At 72.7% G+C, this 14,501-nt stretch carries 17 protein-coding genes; 11 read left to right on the top strand and 6 right to left on the bottom strand.

Features of this window, described 5'->3' with window-relative positions; translation table 11 throughout:
• Nucleotides 1–210: 210 nt before the first annotated feature.
• Nucleotides 211–789, bottom strand: a complete 579-nt coding sequence (locus GKC29_RS07285) for a YbjN domain-containing protein (protein WP_155330098.1) — start codon at nucleotides 787–789, stop codon at nucleotides 211–213.
• A 45-nt stretch (nucleotides 790–834) separates the two neighbouring features.
• The gene (gene mshA / locus GKC29_RS07280; RefSeq protein WP_155330097.1) at nucleotides 835–2,184 is read right to left on the bottom strand and encodes a D-inositol-3-phosphate glycosyltransferase; all 1,350 of its coding nucleotides are present in this window, start codon (nucleotides 2,182–2,184) and stop codon (nucleotides 835–837) included.
• A 171-nt stretch (nucleotides 2,185–2,355) separates the two neighbouring features.
• Between mshA and GKC29_RS07275 the strand changes: the two genes are divergently transcribed.
• Both GKC29_RS07275 and GKC29_RS07270 read left to right on the top strand, forming a co-directional pair.
• Nucleotides 2,356–3,120, top strand: a complete 765-nt coding sequence (locus GKC29_RS07275; protein WP_155330096.1) for an SDR family NAD(P)-dependent oxidoreductase — start codon at nucleotides 2,356–2,358, stop codon at nucleotides 3,118–3,120.
• The gene (locus GKC29_RS07270) at nucleotides 3,120–3,914 is read left to right on the top strand and encodes a class I SAM-dependent methyltransferase (RefSeq protein WP_155330095.1); all 795 of its coding nucleotides are present in this window, start codon (nucleotides 3,120–3,122) and stop codon (nucleotides 3,912–3,914) included. The genes GKC29_RS07275 and GKC29_RS07270 overlap by 1 nt, the downstream gene beginning before the upstream one ends.
• 4 nt (nucleotides 3,915–3,918) lie before the next feature.
• On the opposite strand, the gene GKC29_RS07265 is transcribed toward GKC29_RS07270, so the two are convergent.
• Nucleotides 3,919–5,013 carry a UDP-N-acetylmuramate dehydrogenase gene (locus tag GKC29_RS07265; RefSeq protein WP_155330094.1) on the bottom strand — a complete coding sequence of 365 codons (1,095 nt, stop codon included), beginning with the start codon at nucleotides 5,011–5,013 and terminating at the stop codon, nucleotides 3,919–3,921.
• Between the two features lie 70 nt (nucleotides 5,014–5,083).
• Between GKC29_RS07265 and GKC29_RS07260 the strand changes: the two genes are divergently transcribed.
• The 8 genes from GKC29_RS07260 to GKC29_RS07225 all read left to right on the top strand — a co-directional run bounded on the left by GKC29_RS07260 (nucleotide 5,084) and on the right by GKC29_RS07225 (nucleotide 13,066).
• On the top strand, nucleotides 5,084–5,845 hold the full coding sequence (locus GKC29_RS07260) for a maleylpyruvate isomerase family mycothiol-dependent enzyme (protein ID WP_155330093.1): 762 nt from the start codon (nucleotides 5,084–5,086) through the stop codon (nucleotides 5,843–5,845).
• Between the two features lie 217 nt (nucleotides 5,846–6,062).
• Nucleotides 6,063–7,370 (top strand): extracellular solute-binding protein, encoded by a 1,308-nt coding sequence (locus tag GKC29_RS07255; protein ID WP_155330092.1) that lies wholly within the window; start codon nucleotides 6,063–6,065, stop codon nucleotides 7,368–7,370.
• A gap of 72 nt (nucleotides 7,371–7,442) precedes the next feature.
• Nucleotides 7,443–8,447: a carbohydrate ABC transporter permease gene (locus GKC29_RS07250; RefSeq protein WP_155330091.1), complete on the top strand. Its 1,005-nt coding sequence runs from the start codon at nucleotides 7,443–7,445 to the stop codon at nucleotides 8,445–8,447.
• Complete coding sequence (locus GKC29_RS07245) at nucleotides 8,444–9,277, top strand: carbohydrate ABC transporter permease (protein ID WP_155330090.1); 834 nt, start codon at nucleotides 8,444–8,446, stop codon at nucleotides 9,275–9,277. The genes GKC29_RS07250 and GKC29_RS07245 overlap by 4 nt, the downstream gene beginning before the upstream one ends.
• A complete protein-coding gene (locus GKC29_RS07240) occupies nucleotides 9,274–10,644 on the top strand; it encodes a GH1 family beta-glucosidase (RefSeq protein WP_155330089.1) in 1,371 nt (456 codons plus the stop codon). The genes GKC29_RS07245 and GKC29_RS07240 overlap by 4 nt, the downstream gene beginning before the upstream one ends.
• A gap of 17 nt (nucleotides 10,645–10,661) precedes the next feature.
• The gene (locus GKC29_RS07235) at nucleotides 10,662–11,669 is read left to right on the top strand and encodes a LacI family DNA-binding transcriptional regulator (protein ID WP_155330088.1); all 1,008 of its coding nucleotides are present in this window, start codon (nucleotides 10,662–10,664) and stop codon (nucleotides 11,667–11,669) included.
• A gap of 101 nt (nucleotides 11,670–11,770) precedes the next feature.
• On the top strand, nucleotides 11,771–12,172 hold the full coding sequence (locus GKC29_RS07230) for a RidA family protein (protein WP_155330087.1): 402 nt from the start codon (nucleotides 11,771–11,773) through the stop codon (nucleotides 12,170–12,172).
• Nucleotides 12,173–13,066, top strand: coding sequence for a GNAT family N-acetyltransferase (locus tag GKC29_RS07225; protein WP_155330086.1), 894 nt, complete (start codon nucleotides 12,173–12,175; stop codon nucleotides 13,064–13,066).
• Between the two features lies 1 nt (nucleotide 13,067).
• Here GKC29_RS07225 and GKC29_RS07220 read toward each other — a convergent pair whose 3' ends face one another.
• Together GKC29_RS07220 and GKC29_RS07215 are read right to left on the bottom strand one after the other, a co-directional pair.
• Nucleotides 13,068–13,313: a flavin reductase gene (locus GKC29_RS07220; protein WP_155330085.1), complete on the bottom strand. Its 246-nt coding sequence runs from the start codon at nucleotides 13,311–13,313 to the stop codon at nucleotides 13,068–13,070.
• On the bottom strand, nucleotides 13,310–13,549 hold the full coding sequence (locus tag GKC29_RS07215; RefSeq protein ID WP_155330084.1) for a hypothetical protein: 240 nt from the start codon (nucleotides 13,547–13,549) through the stop codon (nucleotides 13,310–13,312). The genes GKC29_RS07220 and GKC29_RS07215 overlap by 4 nt, the downstream gene beginning before the upstream one ends.
• A gap of 244 nt (nucleotides 13,550–13,793) precedes the next feature.
• Here GKC29_RS07215 and GKC29_RS07210 point away from each other — a divergent pair, with 244 nt between their 5' ends.
• Nucleotides 13,794–13,979, top strand: coding sequence for an AlpA family transcriptional regulator (locus GKC29_RS07210; RefSeq protein WP_230688947.1), 186 nt, complete (start codon nucleotides 13,794–13,796; stop codon nucleotides 13,977–13,979).
• A gap of 6 nt (nucleotides 13,980–13,985) precedes the next feature.
• On the opposite strand, the gene GKC29_RS07205 is transcribed toward GKC29_RS07210, so the two are convergent.
• Nucleotides 13,986–14,501: an O-acetyl-ADP-ribose deacetylase gene (locus GKC29_RS07205; RefSeq protein ID WP_155330082.1), complete on the bottom strand. Its 516-nt coding sequence runs from the start codon at nucleotides 14,499–14,501 to the stop codon at nucleotides 13,986–13,988.

Here is a 14,501-nt window from a genome sequence, read left to right as displayed (position 1 = left end):
GGATCTCGTCCACCTTCATGCGGGAGATCGCGGTCTCGGAGATGTCCGGTGTGTTCGGGGTCTGGTTCCCCGCCTGCCGTCCGGTCCGGGTCGCAGTCCCACCGCGACCTGAGCTGCTTCGCTGAGCCATGGGACGCTCACGCTCCTCGACAGTCCGTCCTCGGCACGCGGCGGGTCCCAAGTGCCGCACCGCGCGGTGCGGCATACCCGTCAGGACCGGTCCGAACCTCCGGCGGCCGGGCCGGTACCCGCGGCGGCCGGGCCGTTGTCTGCGGCAACCGGGCCAGTGCTCGCGGCGGAGGGTTCGAAGAGGTGCGCGAACGCGGCGAGGTTCGCGGTCGATTCGCCGCGCTTGACCCGCCACTCCCATTCCCTGCGGATCGAGGTGCCGAAGCCGATCTCCAGCATCGTGTCGAAGGACTCGTCGGCGTACGTCAGCACCACTCCGAGCAGCCGGTCAAGCTCGTCGGCGTCGACGCCCGCCGGGTTGACCCGGCCGGTCAGGTAGACGTCGCCGACGGCGTCGATGGAGAAGGAGACCGCGTACATGCGGGCGTTGCGCTGAAGCAGCCACGCCCAGAGCTCCTCGCGGCGCTCGTCCGGCTGGCGCATGACGAACGCTTCGACCCGCAGGGCGTGCTCGCCGACGATCAGGTTGCAGACCGTCTTGAGCTTGTGGGTGCCGGGCAGGGTGACCGCGTACGAGTTCAGGCCGGTGGACTCCCAGGCCAGGTCCCGCTCGTCGCAGACCGACTCGATCAACGCCCCGAGATCGCTCTTCCCGCTCATCGCACCCACTCTACGGTCGCCCCGACCGCCCCGCGCGGCACCGGTTCACCAGGAGCAGGTGACCAGCTCGGACGTCAGGCGGGCGCGCTGCTCGGACATCGCCTCGCCGTAGACGTCGAGCAGGCCGGCGACGGTGCGGTCCCAGGAGAAGTTGCGGGCGTGCCGTTCCGCGGCCCGGGCCAGCTCCGCCCGGCGGCCCGCGTCCGGCAGCAGCCGCGCCAGCGTACGGGCCCAGTCGACCGGGTCGTGGCTGCTCACGAGGACGCCGCTCACCTGGTCGCGGACGGCGGTGACCAGGCCGCCGACCGCGGCCGCCACGACGGGCGTGCCGCAGGCCTGCGCCTCCAGCGCCACCAGCCCGAAGCTCTCGTTGTACGACGGCACCGCCACCAGGTCGGCGGCCCGGTACAGGGCGGGCAGGGCGTCACCGGTCCGCGGCGGCAGGAAGCGCACCCGGTCGGTGACGCCGAGCGAGGCGGCCAGCTCGATCAGTGCGGTCGGCCGGTCGAGCCCGCTGCCGCTGGGGCCGCCGCAGATCACCACGGTCATCTCGTCGGCGAGCGCCGGTTCCCGCTCCCGCAGGGCGGCCACCGCGCGGATCAGCACGTCGGGTGCCTTGAGCGGCTGGATCCGGCCGACGAACGCCACCACGTACCCGCCGGCGGGCAGGCCGAGCCGGCGGCGGGCGTCCGCGCGGGCCCGCTCCCGGTCACCGGCGGCGGGCCGGAAGCGGGCCAGGTCCACGCCGGGCTCCACGACGGCGACGCGGGTCGGGTCGGCGTCGTACCGGTCGATGAGGTCGCCGGCCTCCACCTTCGTGTTGGCGACCAGGCGGTCGGCCTCGGCGACGACCTGCTCCTCGCCGATGACGCGGGCCTTGGGCTCCGGCCGGTCCCCGACCGCGAGCTGCGCGTTCTTCACCTTGGCGAGGGTGTGCGCGCTGTGCACGAGCGGCACGCCCCAGCGTTCCTTGGCGAGCCAGCCGACCTGACCGGAGAGCCAGTAGTGCGAGTGGATGAGGTCGTAGTGGCCCGGTGGGCGGGAGGCCTCGGCGCGCAGCACCCCGGCGGTGAACGCGCAGAGCTGGCCGGGCAGCTCCTCCTTGGTCAGCCCCTCCAGGGGACCGGAGGTGATGTGCCGGACGTGGACGCCGGGCACCATCTCGACCACGGGGGGCAGGTCGCCGGAGGTCGCCCGGGTGAAGATCTCCACTTCGACGTCCGCCTCGGCCAGCCGCCGGGCGACCTCGACGATGTAGACGTTCATCCCGCCGGCGTCGCCGGTGCCCGGCTGGTGCAGCGGTGAGGTGTGCACGGAGAGGGTGGCGATGCGGCGGGGCCGCGGCCACGGGCGGGCACCTCGCTGACGACCGACACCGGTGTGCTGTTCCGCCACGTCCCGCTCCCTCTGTCACGGTTGTTGCCGTTCCGCACGACCGGCGCTTCTCGGTCAACCCCGACGCCGGATGTCATCTTCCCGATCGGGGATCGGTAATGCCTCCCGGCGGCCCCGGGCGTGACGGACCTCATCACGCCACCGGCCCCGGCCGGGGGTGAGAATGAGCGGATGACCTCAGTCGCCGTCGTCACCGGAGCGTCCAGCGGGATCGGTGCGGCAACGGCCCGCCGCCTCGCCGCCGAGGGTTTCCACGTGCTGGCCGCCGCGCGTCGTACCGACCGGCTCGCCGACCTGGTCGCGGAGATCGCGGCCGCCGGGGGCTCGGCCACCGCGGTGGCCTGCGACGTCACCTCCGGCGAGTCGGTGGCCGGGCTCGCCGCGGCGGCCGCGGCGGCGCCCGGGCCGGTCACCCTGCTGGTGAACAACGCCGGCGGTGCGCGCGGCCTGGATCCGGTGGAGAGCGGCTCGGCCGGTGACTGGCAGTGGATGTACGACGTGAACGTGCTGGGCACCCTGCGGGTGACCCAGGCGCTGCTGCCCGCCCTGGAGTCCTCCGGCGCCGGGACGATCGTCGTCGTGTCGTCGACCGCCGGTTTCACCGTGTACGAGGGCGGGGGCGGCTACGCGGCCGCCAAGCACGCGCAGACCGCCGTCGCCGGCACGCTGCGGCTGGAGTTGTGCGGCCGGCCGGTCCGGGTCGTCGAGATCGACCCCGGGATGGTGCGGACGGACGAGTTCTCGCTGGTCCGCTTCGACGGGGACACCGACCGGGCGGCCGCCGTCTACGCCGGGGTGCCCGACCCGCTGGTCGCCGACGACGTGGCCGACTGCATTGCCTGGTGCGCCACTCGCCCGCACCACGTCAACGTGGACCGGCTGGTGGTCCGCCCGCTGGCGCAGGCGGCCCAGCACAAGGTGCACCGGGTGGGTTGATGGCAGGGTCGGCGCGGCGGCCGCAGGGCGTCGTCACCCGGGGGACGACCAACCCCAACCGGCTGCGCCGGGTGGACAACTGGATCGTCGACGCCTGCGGGGACGCTCTCCGGACCGCCGAGGACCCGCTGGTCGTGGACCTCGGCTACGGCGCCACCCCGGTCACGGCCGTCGAACTGCGGGCCCGGCTGGCCGCCGCGGTCCGCCCCGACGTGCGGGTGGTCGGGCTGGAGATCGATCCGGTACGCGTGGCCGCCGCCCAGCCCGCCGCCGACCCGCCGTGGCTCGCCTTCGCCCGGGGCGGCTTCGAGCTGGCCGGGCTCCGTCCCGCCCTGGTCCGCGCGTTCAACGTGCTGCGCCAGTACGACGAGGGCGAGGTCGCCGGTGCCTGGGCGACGATGACCGGGGCGCTCGCCCCGGGTGGCCGGCTGGTCGAGGGGACCTGCGATGAGCTGGGCCGGCTCGGCGCATGGGTGCTGCTCGACGCGGGCGGCCCGCGTTCGCTGACCCTGGCCGCGAAGCTGGCCACCCTGGAGGGTCCCGCCCAGTTCGCCGAACGCCTGCCGAAGGCGCTGATCCACCGCAACGTGCCCGGCGAACCCGTGCACGCCCTGCTCACGGCCCTGGGGGCCGCCTGGCGGTCGGCGGCCCCGTTCGCCCCCTACGGCCCCCGCCAACGCTGGCTCAGGACCGTCACCGCCGTCCGCGAGGCCGGCTGGCCGGTCCTCGACCGGCCAGCCGACTGGCGCCACGGCCGGTTGACTCTGCCCTGGGACGCCGTAGCGCCGCGCTGACGGGTTACAGGGCGCAGTTCACCAGGACGGGTTCCGGGTGCAGGGTCACGCCGAAGCGGGACTCCACGCCGGCGCGGATATCGCGGGCCAGCGCCACCAGGTCCTCGGTCCGGGCGGTGCCGCTGCGGTGGGTCAGGGCCAGCGTGTGCTTGGTGGAGATGGTGACGGCGCCGTCCGGACCGGGGTGGCCCTTGCCGTAGCCGGCCTTGTCGATCAGCCACGCCGCGCTGACCTTCACCGTGTCCCCCGCGCCGGGCCAGGACGGTGGTTCCCCGATGTCGGCGGCCCGTTCCCGCAGGCGCTGGTACGCGGCCCGGTCGAGCACGGGGTTGGTGAAGAACGACCCGACCGACCAGGTGTCCGGGTCGGCGGCGTCGAGCACCATGCCCTTGCCGGCCCGCAGCCGCAGCACCGTGGCCCGCGCGTCACCCAGCGGAACCCGGTCACCGACGTCGACGCCGAGCGCCCGGGCCAGTTCGGCGTACCGGACCGGGCCGGACAGCGGCGACCGCGCGAGCCGGAAGTCGACCGACAGCACCACCCACCGGTCGCTGTACTTGAAGATGCTGGACCGGTACATGAAGCCGCAGTCGGCGGCGGCGATCCGGTCGGTGGTGCCGGCGACCCGGTCGTAGACCTGCACGCCGGTGACGGTCTCGGCGACTTCCTGCCCGTACGCGCCGACGTTCTGGATCGGGGTGGCGCCGGTGGAGCCGGGGATCCCGGAGAGGCACTCGAGGCCGGACCAGCCGTTGGCCACCGTGGTGGCGACGAAGTCGTCCCACGGCTCGCCGGCCTCGACGCGTACGGTCACCGTGTCGGCGTCCTCCGCGACGACCTGGACGCCCCGGGAGCGGACCAGCACCACGGTTCCGGGGAAGCCGGCGTCCCCGATCACCACGTTGCTGCCTCCGGCGAGGATCAGGATCTTCTCGTTCCGCTCCCCCGCTTCCCGGACGGCGTGGATGATCTCGTCGGCGGTGGTGGCCGTGACCACGCGGGTGGCCAGGCCGCCCAGGCGCAGTGTCGTGTACGGCGCCAGGTGGCACCCGGCGTCCGGTTCGGCGCCAGTTGTCGGCTGGGTATGGACGTCTGACACGCCCCTCACCCTAGGCTGAGGGGTAGCCGCGGCACCCACTGGTAGCCGGGTCACCCCCGGGAGGATGGCGATGAGCAGACTGCACGGCACGAAGGACTTCTGGATCGGGGCACTCCGGGCGGAGGGCGGGGCGTTCGCCGCGGCGGTCGCGGAGGCGCCGCCCGAGACGCCGGTGCTGTCCTGCCCCGGGTGGACGGTGGCCGACCTGACGCTGCACCTCGCCGGGATCTACCGCTGGGTGCACGGCGTCGCGGGGACGCCCGGCACCACCGCGCCGGCCGATCGTCCCCGGCCGGTAGAGGCGGGGCCGGGCGAGACTCCGCTCCAGCTCTGGCAGCAGGCGTACGACCAGCTCATGGCCCGCTTCGACACGCTGGACCCGGAGGCGCCGGCGTGGAACTGGGCTCCCCAGCCGAAGAAGGCCGGGTTCTGGCCGCGTCGGATGGCGCACGAGACGGCCGTGCACCGCTGGGACGCCCAGCTCGCCATCGCCGCCGGTGAGCCGATCGAGGCGAAGCTCGCGGCCGACGGGGTGAGCGAGGTGCTGGACACGTGGCTGCCCGCCGGGCGGCGCCGGCCGGGCGGGCCCTGGCACGGGGTGGTGCACCTGTCGGCTCCGGACGCGGCGCAGGAGTGGTTCCTGCGGCTGCGCGGCGAGGGCGTCGCCCTGCTGGACACGGCGACCATCTTCGACCACGACGACCACCACGCCCGCGTCCACGTCGTCGGCACGGCGAGCGATCTGCTGCTGGCGTTGTGGGGCCGGGTCAGCTTCGACACCCTGACCGCCACCGGTGACCGGCACCTCCTGGACGGCCTCCGCGTGGGCTGACCTTCCGCCGTCCGGTAGGGCGCGACCTTCTCCGAAAGAGTGGCTGTTCCGCGCGGAACGGCCACTCTTTCGCCGTGTACGGCTTCCTGCGGCGTGGGGCCACGGGGTTGAGAGAGCGCTCTCTTGACAGTGGGCGCAGCGCCGGGCGAGGCTGTGAGAGAGCGCTCTCTCAGTTTCCACCGACCACCACCCACCCGACCTGAGAGGGGTCCGAGACATGGGTGCCACCTCGCGCCGCCGCCTCGCGGCGGTCGCCTTTCTCACCGCCACCACCCTGCTCGCCACCACCGCCTGCGGCGGGAACGGCGACGACGCCGGTGACGGCACGGTCACGCTGACCGTCGACGTGTTCGGCCAGTTCGGCTACGACGAGCTGTACAAGGAGTACATGGCCGCCAACCCCGGCGTGAAGATCGTCGAGCGGGGCACCGGCGGCAACCTCGACGAGTACTCGCCGAAGCTCACCCAGTGGCTCGCCGCCGGCAAGGGCGCCGGTGACGTGGTCGCCATCGAGGAGGGCCTGCTCGTCGAGTACAAGGCCAACCCGGGCAACTTCGTCAACCTGCTCGACCACGGCGCGGCCGAACTGAAGGGCAACTTCCTCGACTGGAAGTGGAACGCCGGCCTCACCGCCGACGGCAAGCAGCTCATCGGCCTCGGCACCGACGTCGGCGGCATGGCGATGTGCTACCGCAAGGACCTGTTCGCCAAGGCCGGCCTGCCGACCGAGCGGGACGCCGTGTCGGCGCTCTGGCCGACCTGGCAGGACTACGTCCGCGTCGGCGAGCGGTTCACCGCGGCGAAGACCGGGGCGTCGTTCCTGGACGCCGCCACCAACACGTTCAACACGATCGTGCTCCAGACCGCCGGCAACAGCTCGGGCTACCACTACTACGACACCGGCGACAACCTGGTGGTCGACACCAACCCGGCGGTGAAGCAGGCCTGGGACACCACCATGGACATCATCGACTCCGGCCTGTCCGGCAAGTACGGCGCGTGGTCCGAGGAGTGGGTCTCCGCGTTCAAGCAGGCCAAGTTCGCCACCATCGCCTGTCCGGCCTGGATGACCGGCGTCATCGAGGGCCACGCCGGCCCGGCGGCCAAGGGCAGGTGGGACATCGCCCGCGTCCCCGGCGACGGCGGCAACTGGGGCGGCTCCTACCTCGCCGTACCGAAGCAGAGCAAGCACCGGGACGAGGCGGTCAAGCTGGCCACGTTCCTGACCAGCGCCAAGGGCCAGATCGGCGCGTTCAAGGCCAAGGGACCGCTGCCGTCCTCGCCGCAGGCGCTCGACGACCCGGCCATCGCCGGGGCCACCAACGCGTACTTCTCCGACGCCCCGGTGGGCCAGATCTTCGCCGCCGGCGCCAGGAGCCTGAAGCCGGTCTACATGGGCCCGAAGAACCAGGCCGTCCGCACCGAGGTGGAGAACGCCGTCCGCACCGTTGAGCTGGGCCAGCGCAGCCCGGAGCAGGGCTGGACCGACGCGGTGACGAACGCGAAGAAGGCCGCCGCCAAGTAACCGCTCCCCGCTGCCCCACCGGCCCGAACCCGGCCGGTGGGGAGCGGGCGGCGTGGAAAGGAGTACCCGGGCATGAGCGTTCAGCTTGACGCCCGGCCGCCCGTGGCGGCGGCACCACCCGTGCGGCCCACCCGCTCCTACCGGCTCAGCCGGTTCGACGCGCGCTGGTCGCCCTACCTCTACATCGCCCCGTTCTTCCTGCTCTTCGCGGTCTTCGGGGCGTACCCGCTGGCGTACACGCTCTGGGTATCCCTGCACGAGTGGGACCTGCTCGGCACCGAGCCGACCTTCGTCGGCGCGGAGAACTACACCCGGCTACTGGCCGACCCGGACTTCTGGCACGCGGTCGTCAACACGCTGGGCATCTTCGTCATCTCCACCGTGCCGCAGCTGCTCGCCGCGCTCTGGCTGGCCAACCTGCTCAACCGGCAGCTCCGCGCCCGGACCGGCTGGCGGATGGCCGTGCTGGTCCCCAACGTCACCTCCACCGCCGCGGTGGCGATCGTCTTCGGGGTGCTGTTCGGCCGCGAGTTCGGCATGGTCAACTGGCTGCTCGACCTGGTCGGCGTCGACGCGATCGACTGGAAGGCCAACCGCGTCGCCTCCTGGGTCGCCATCTCCACGATGGTGGACTGGCGGTGGACCGGCTACAACGCGCTGATCTTCCTCGCCGCCATGCAGGCCATCCCCCGCGACCTGTACGAGTCGGCGGCGATCGACGGGGCGAGCCGGGCCCGACAGTTCTGGTCGATCACCGTCCCGCTGCTCCGCCCGACGATCATCTTCGCGGTCATCATCTCCACCATCGGCGGGCTCCAACTCTTCACCGAGCCCCGCCTCTTCCACGCCGGGACCAACGCGATCCGCGGCGGGCCGTCCCGGGAGTCCCAGACGGTGACGATGTACATGTTCGAGAACGCGTTCGCCCCGTACTACAACTTCGGGTACGGCTCCGCCGTGGCGTGGCTGCTGTTCGCGCTCATCGCCGTCGTGGCGGTGGTCAACGTGCTGATCATCCGCCGGCTCGGCACCGACGCGGGACCCCGCACGGGCGGCCGGAAGGGAGGCCGGGGATGAGCCGGCTCTGGCGGGCCAGCCCGCTCACGTACGGCGCCCTGGTGGTCGCCGCGTTCTCCTCGATCTTCCCGATCTGGTGGATGTTCGTCGTGGCGAGCCGGTCCAGCGACGCGATGGGCCAACTCCCGCCACCGGTCACCCCCGGTGGCAACCTGGGCGCGAACATCTCCCGGCTGTTCGCCAACACCGACGCGTACTTCCTCACCGGACTGATCAACTCGGCGATCGTGGCGACCACCGTCACCGTGTCGGTGGTCTTCTTCTCCACCCTGGCCGGGTTCGCCTTCGCGAAGCTGCGGTTCCGGGGGCGCAACGCCCTGCTCATGGTCATCATCGCGACGATGATGGTGCCCACCCAGCTCGGCGTCATCCCGTTGTACCTGCTGATGACCAAGTTGAACTGGAACGACCGGCTGCCGGCCGTGATCGTCCCCGCGCTGGTCACCGGGTTCGGGGTGTTCATGATGCGCCAGTACGCGGCGCAGGCGGTCAGCACCGAGCTGATCGAGGCCGCCCGGGTCGACGGCTGCGGCACGGCCCGCATCTACTGGAACGTGGTGCTGCCGGCGCTCCGCCCGGCCGCCGCGGTCCTCGGCCTGCTGACGTTCATGACCACCTGGAACGACTTCCTCTGGCCGTACGCGGTGCTCAACGACCCGGAGAACCCGACCGTGCAACTGTCGTTGCGGGCCCTGTCCGACGGGTACTACCAGGACATGTCGCAGGTGTTCACCGGCACGGCCATCGCGACGCTGCCCCTGCTGCTGGTCTTCGTCCTGTTCGGCCGCCAGATCATCGGCGGGATCATGGAAGGTGCGGTCAAGGCGTGAGTGAGCTGCGATTTCCCGAGGGCTTCCGCTGGGGCGCCGCCACCGCGGCGTACCAGATCGAGGGCGCGGTCCGCGACGACGGCCGCGGCCCGTCGATCTGGGACACCTTCAGCCGTACGCCGGGCAAGGTCCACCAGGGCCACACCGGTGACGTCGCCTGCGACCACTACCACCGGTACGCCGACGACGTGGCCCTGATGGCGGAACTCGGGCTGCGGACGTACCGCTTCTCGGTGGCCTGGCCCCGGATCCAGCCCGACGGCACCGGCCCGGTCAACCCGCGCGGCCTGGACTTCTACGACCGGCTGGTGGACGCGCTGCTCGCCCGGGGCATCGACCCGCTGGTCACGCTCTACCACTGGGACCTGCCGCAGGCGCTGGAGGACCGGGGCGGCTGGACCGCGCGGGAGACCGCCGAACACTTCGCCACGTACGCCACCGTCGTGCACGCCCGGCTCGGCGACCGGGTGCGCACCTGGACGACGCTCAACGAGCCGTGGTGCTCGGCCTATCTGGGATACGGCAACGGGGTGCACGCACCCGGGGTGCGGGACGCGGGCGCGGCCTTCACCGCCGTACACCATCTGCTGCTCGGGCACGGCCTCGCGGCCCGGGCCCTGCGGGCGGCGGGCGCGGCGACCGTGGGGATCACGCTGAACACCGGCGACATCCGCCCGGCCGACCCGGACCGCGCGGCGGACGCCGCCGCGGTGCGCCTGGTCGACGGCCTGCAGAACCGGATCTTCCTGGACCCGCTGCTGCGCGCGGCCTACCCGGACGACGTGCTGGACCACACCGCACGGATCGTCGAGCCGACGTTCCTCCGGGACGGGGACGAGAAGCTGATCGCGGCGCCGATCGACCTGCTCGGGGTGAACTACTACTCGCCCACCTACGTCGCCGGGCGGCCGGGCGGCGCCGGGAACGAGGCGTACCCGGGCACCGACGGCGCGGTCGAGTTCCTGCCGCCCGCCGGCCCGCTCACCGACATGGGCTGGATGATCGAGCCGGCCGGGCTCACCCGGCTGCTGGAACGCCTCGCCGCCGACTACCCGGGAGTGCCGCTGCTCGTCACCGAGAACGGAGCGGCGTACCCGGACAAGACCGGGAACGACCCGGCCGGGGAGATCGTCGACACCGACCGGATCGCGTACCTCGACGGGCACCTGCGCGCCGCGCACGAGGCCATCGCCCGGGGGGTGGACCTGCGCGGCTATCTCGTATGGTCGTTGCTGGACAACTTCGAGTGGGCCGAGGGGTACCGGAAGCGGTTCGGGATCGTCCACGTCGACTACCTGACCCAGCGGCGCACACTGAAGGCGAGCGCCCGCTGGTACCAGGAGGTGATCTCCCGGAACGGGCTGTGACGAGCGGGGGTACGGCGATGACGACGGCGCAACGACCGACGCTCGAGGCGGTGGCCCGCCGGGCGGGTGTCTCCCGGGCCACCGTCTCCCGGGTGGTGAACGGCTCCACCACCGTCGCCGAGCCGATCCGCGAGGCCGTACGCCGCGCGGTCGCCGAACTGGGATACGTGCCGAACCTGGCCGCGCGCAGCCTGGTCACCCAGCGGACCGACTCCATCGCGCTGGTCATGCCCGAGGCGGCGACCCGGGTCTTCTCCGACGACCAGGTCTTCCCCGGCATCATCCGAGGGGCGGCCCAGGAACTGGAGGCGGCCGACAAGCAGCTGGTGCTGATGCTGGCCGGCTCGCCGGCCGGGCACGAGCGGGTGGAGCGGTACACCACCGGCCGGCACGTGGACGGGGTGCTGTTCGCCTCCCTGCACGGTGCCGACCCGCTGCCCGGCCGGCTGGCCCGGCTGGGCATCCCCGTGGTGTGCAGCGGCCGTCCGCTCGGCGACGAAGACGTGCCGTACGTGGACGTCGACCACGTCGGCGGGGTGAGCCGGGCGGTGCGGCACCTGATCGACAGCGGACGGCGGCGGATCGCCACCATCGCCGGCCCGCAGGACATGGTGGCCGGTATCGAGCGGCTCAGCGGCTACCGCGAGACGGTGGCCGCCGCCGGCCTACCCGAGATGATCTCCCTAGGTGACTTCACCCGCGAGTCCGGGGCGGCCGCGATGCGGCAGCTCCTCGCCGAGCAGCCGGATGTGGACGCGGTCTTCGCCGCGTCCGACCTGATGGCCCACGCCGCCATGCGGGCGCTGCGCGAGACGGGACGGCGGGTGCCGGACGACGTCGCGGTGATCGGCTTCGACGACATCGAGACCGCCGCGTACACCGAACCGCCGCTCACCACCGTCCGTCAGCCGATCCAGGAGATCGGCCGGCAGATGACCCGGCAACTGCTGCGCCTGGCCGCCGGCGACCCGATCGACCCCGCGGTAATCCTCCCCACGGAGCTGATCCTCCGCGAGTCCGCGTGAAAGGAAGGGCCCCTTCTTAACGCCTCCGGTAGAGGAAGGGCCCCCTGTTAACACCTCGAAATTGGGTCGAGCGTCCGCCGGGGCGGGGCTAGCGTCGGGCCGTGCCCCATCTCCTTCACGTTCCCGCGCTCGCCGGTGCCGAGTACGCCTACGTCGCCACGGTCGAGCCGCCGGCGCGCCTCGTCTTCACCGCCGGCGCGTGCCCGCTGGACACCGACGGCCGTACCGTCGCCCCCGGTGACCACGTCGCCCAGGCACGGCAGGTGATGGCCAACCTGGAGACCGCGCTCGCCGCGGCCGGCGCCGGCCTCGCCGACGTCGTCAAGACCACGGTGTACGTCGCGTCGGCGCACCGCCCCGACCTGGTGGCGGTCTGGCAGGTCGTCCGGGACGCCTTCGGCGACCACGACCCGCCCAGCACCCTGCTCGGCGTGGCCGTCCTCGGCTACCCGGACCAGCTCGTCGAGGTCGAGGCCGTCGCCGCCGTACCGGTGGAGGGCTGAGTGCGCGTCCGCCCCGCCGTCCCGGACGACGCGCCCGCCGTCGTCGCGCTGCGCACCCACGTCCTGCCGTTCCTGGTGCGCGGTGTCCCGTCGACCCGGCAGATGATCGCCCAACCACCGAGAGACCAGCACTGGACGGCGTTCGTGGCCGAGGTCGACGGCGAGGTCGTCGGCTGGGTGTCGGCGTTCCGCAACGCCGGGTCGAGCCGGCCGGTGGGCGAGATCTCGCTGCTGCACGTCCATCCCGAGCACCGGAGACGCGGCATCGGCGGCGCGCTCCTGGACACCGCCCTGGACCACCTCGCCCCGCTCCGGCTCCCGCTGCTGCGCGGTCGGACGATGCCGGAGGCGCTGCCGTTCGCCCGGCGGCGCGGTTTCACGCCGAGCCGGGAGGAACGCTTCTCCGCGCTGGACCTCGGGTCGCTGCCGCCGCTGCCCGCCGCTCCCCCCGGGGTGCGCCTGCTCTGCCTGGCCGAGGTCGACCCGCGCCGGGTGTACGAGGTGGAGCTGGCCGCCTCCGCCGACGAGCCCAACGACATCGCCTCCGACGCCATGACGTACGAGCACTGGCGGGCCGACACGTGGGACAACGTCGGCCTGGACCGCGAGGCGAGCACGGGCGTCGAGGTCGACGGCGTCCTGGCCGCGATCAGCCTGGTCAAGCGGGACGGCGCGCGGATGTGGTCGGACTACACCGGCACCATGCCGGAGCACCGGGGACGCGGGCTGGCCAGCGCCGCGAAGATCGCCGCCCTGCACCGGGCCGCGGCGAACGGGGTGACCGTCGCGTACACCGGCAACGACGAGGCGAACGCCCCGATGCTGGCGATCAACGAGCGCCTCGGCTACCGCCCGGTCGCCTCCCAGTGGAGCTGCCTCCGCGAGACGGCCTGACTTACCGAGCGCGGGCCCAGTAGATGAAGCGGTCGGCCAGGTTGTTCGGCAGGGTGCCACCAAACTCGACGAGATGTTCGGCGGCCTCTGTCTTCAGGGTGGCGAGGTAGATCAACAGGGCGGTGCGATCGTTCCGGTACTCGCCGAGGAGGCGCAGCTTCGCGGGTGAGCAGGGCCAGGCGATACCGCAGGCGGAACAGCGCCAGGTCGGCCGAGACGGGAGATGCTCCACGCGGCGGCGGGTCACCCCACCCTCCCCGGCTCGATCGCCGTCACCGCGTCGAGCCGTACGGCGGCGTACCGCTCACGAACGGCGAGCGACCAGTCCGGGCGGACCTCTCGCCCCTTGAGCTGCGCCCAGATCGCGCCGTCGATGACCTGGCTGCTGATGATCTCGGTGATGACCAGGGTCAGGGTGCCGGTGCCGAACTTGTAGGCGTCCTCACGAACCCGGATCGTCCGACCGACCGCGATCGACGTCACCTCCGCCGGCTCCCCTCAACCGGCACCGATGCGAACCGGTCAGGGCACGGGGCCGGGAGGCCACACGAACAGCGACGCCACAGCGTGCGCCAGGTCCGGCGGTGGCGTGGGGCGAGCGGCACAGGTTTGCAGGTACGGCGTACGGGCATGCCCCCACGTTCGGCGATCGCATGTTGACAGATAGTCACCCCCTCCGATGACAGGTTGCCTACCCGTGTCACCGGAGGGTCCGCCCGTGCGAGTCATGGCGTTGGCAGAGGTCGCTGATTTCCTCGGCGTCTCGCGCCAGCGCGCCGCGATCCTGGTCGACCGACCGGACTTTCCCGCCCCCATCGACACCCTGACGGTCGGCCGCATCTGGGACGCCGCCGAGGTGCGCGCGTACGCGGAACGACGAGGCCGGCGCCTGGCCGACGAGGAAACGCAGTAGTGCGGATCAGCCCTCGTCGGTGACCCGCCGGGCCGTGGCGTACGTGTCCGCGCCGAACAGGACCAGCCGCGCCTCGGTGACGTGCGCCGGGGTGGCGGACCGCAGCACCGACAGCGCCTGGCGCACCGCGTCCTCCAGCGGCCAGCCGTACACCCCGGCGGAGATCAGCGGGAACGCGACGGTCGCCGCGCCCAGCTCGTCGGCGACCCGCAGGCTGTTCGCGTAGCAGTTACGCAGCAGTTCCGAGCGGTCCTCGGTGGCCGACCAGACCGGCCCCACCGTGTGTACGACCCAGCGCGCGGGCAGGTCACCGGCGATGGTCGCCACCGCCTGCCCGGTCGGCAGCCCGCGCCCGTACCGGGTGGCCCGCAGTTGCCGGCACTCGGCCAGGATCGACGGGCCGCCCCGGCGGTGGATCGCGCCGTCCACTCCCCCACCGCCCAGCAGCGACGAGTTGGCGGCGTTGACGATCACGTTCACCCGCTGGGCGGTGATGTCGCCCTCGACCAGGGTGATCTCCAT

The organism is Micromonospora sp. WMMC415, from assembly GCF_009707425.1.
Classification (GTDB): domain Bacteria; phylum Actinomycetota; class Actinomycetes; order Mycobacteriales; family Micromonosporaceae; genus Micromonospora.
The sequence above is the reverse complement of the archived record's forward strand: the minus strand, read 5'-3'. Positions and strand labels throughout refer to the sequence as shown.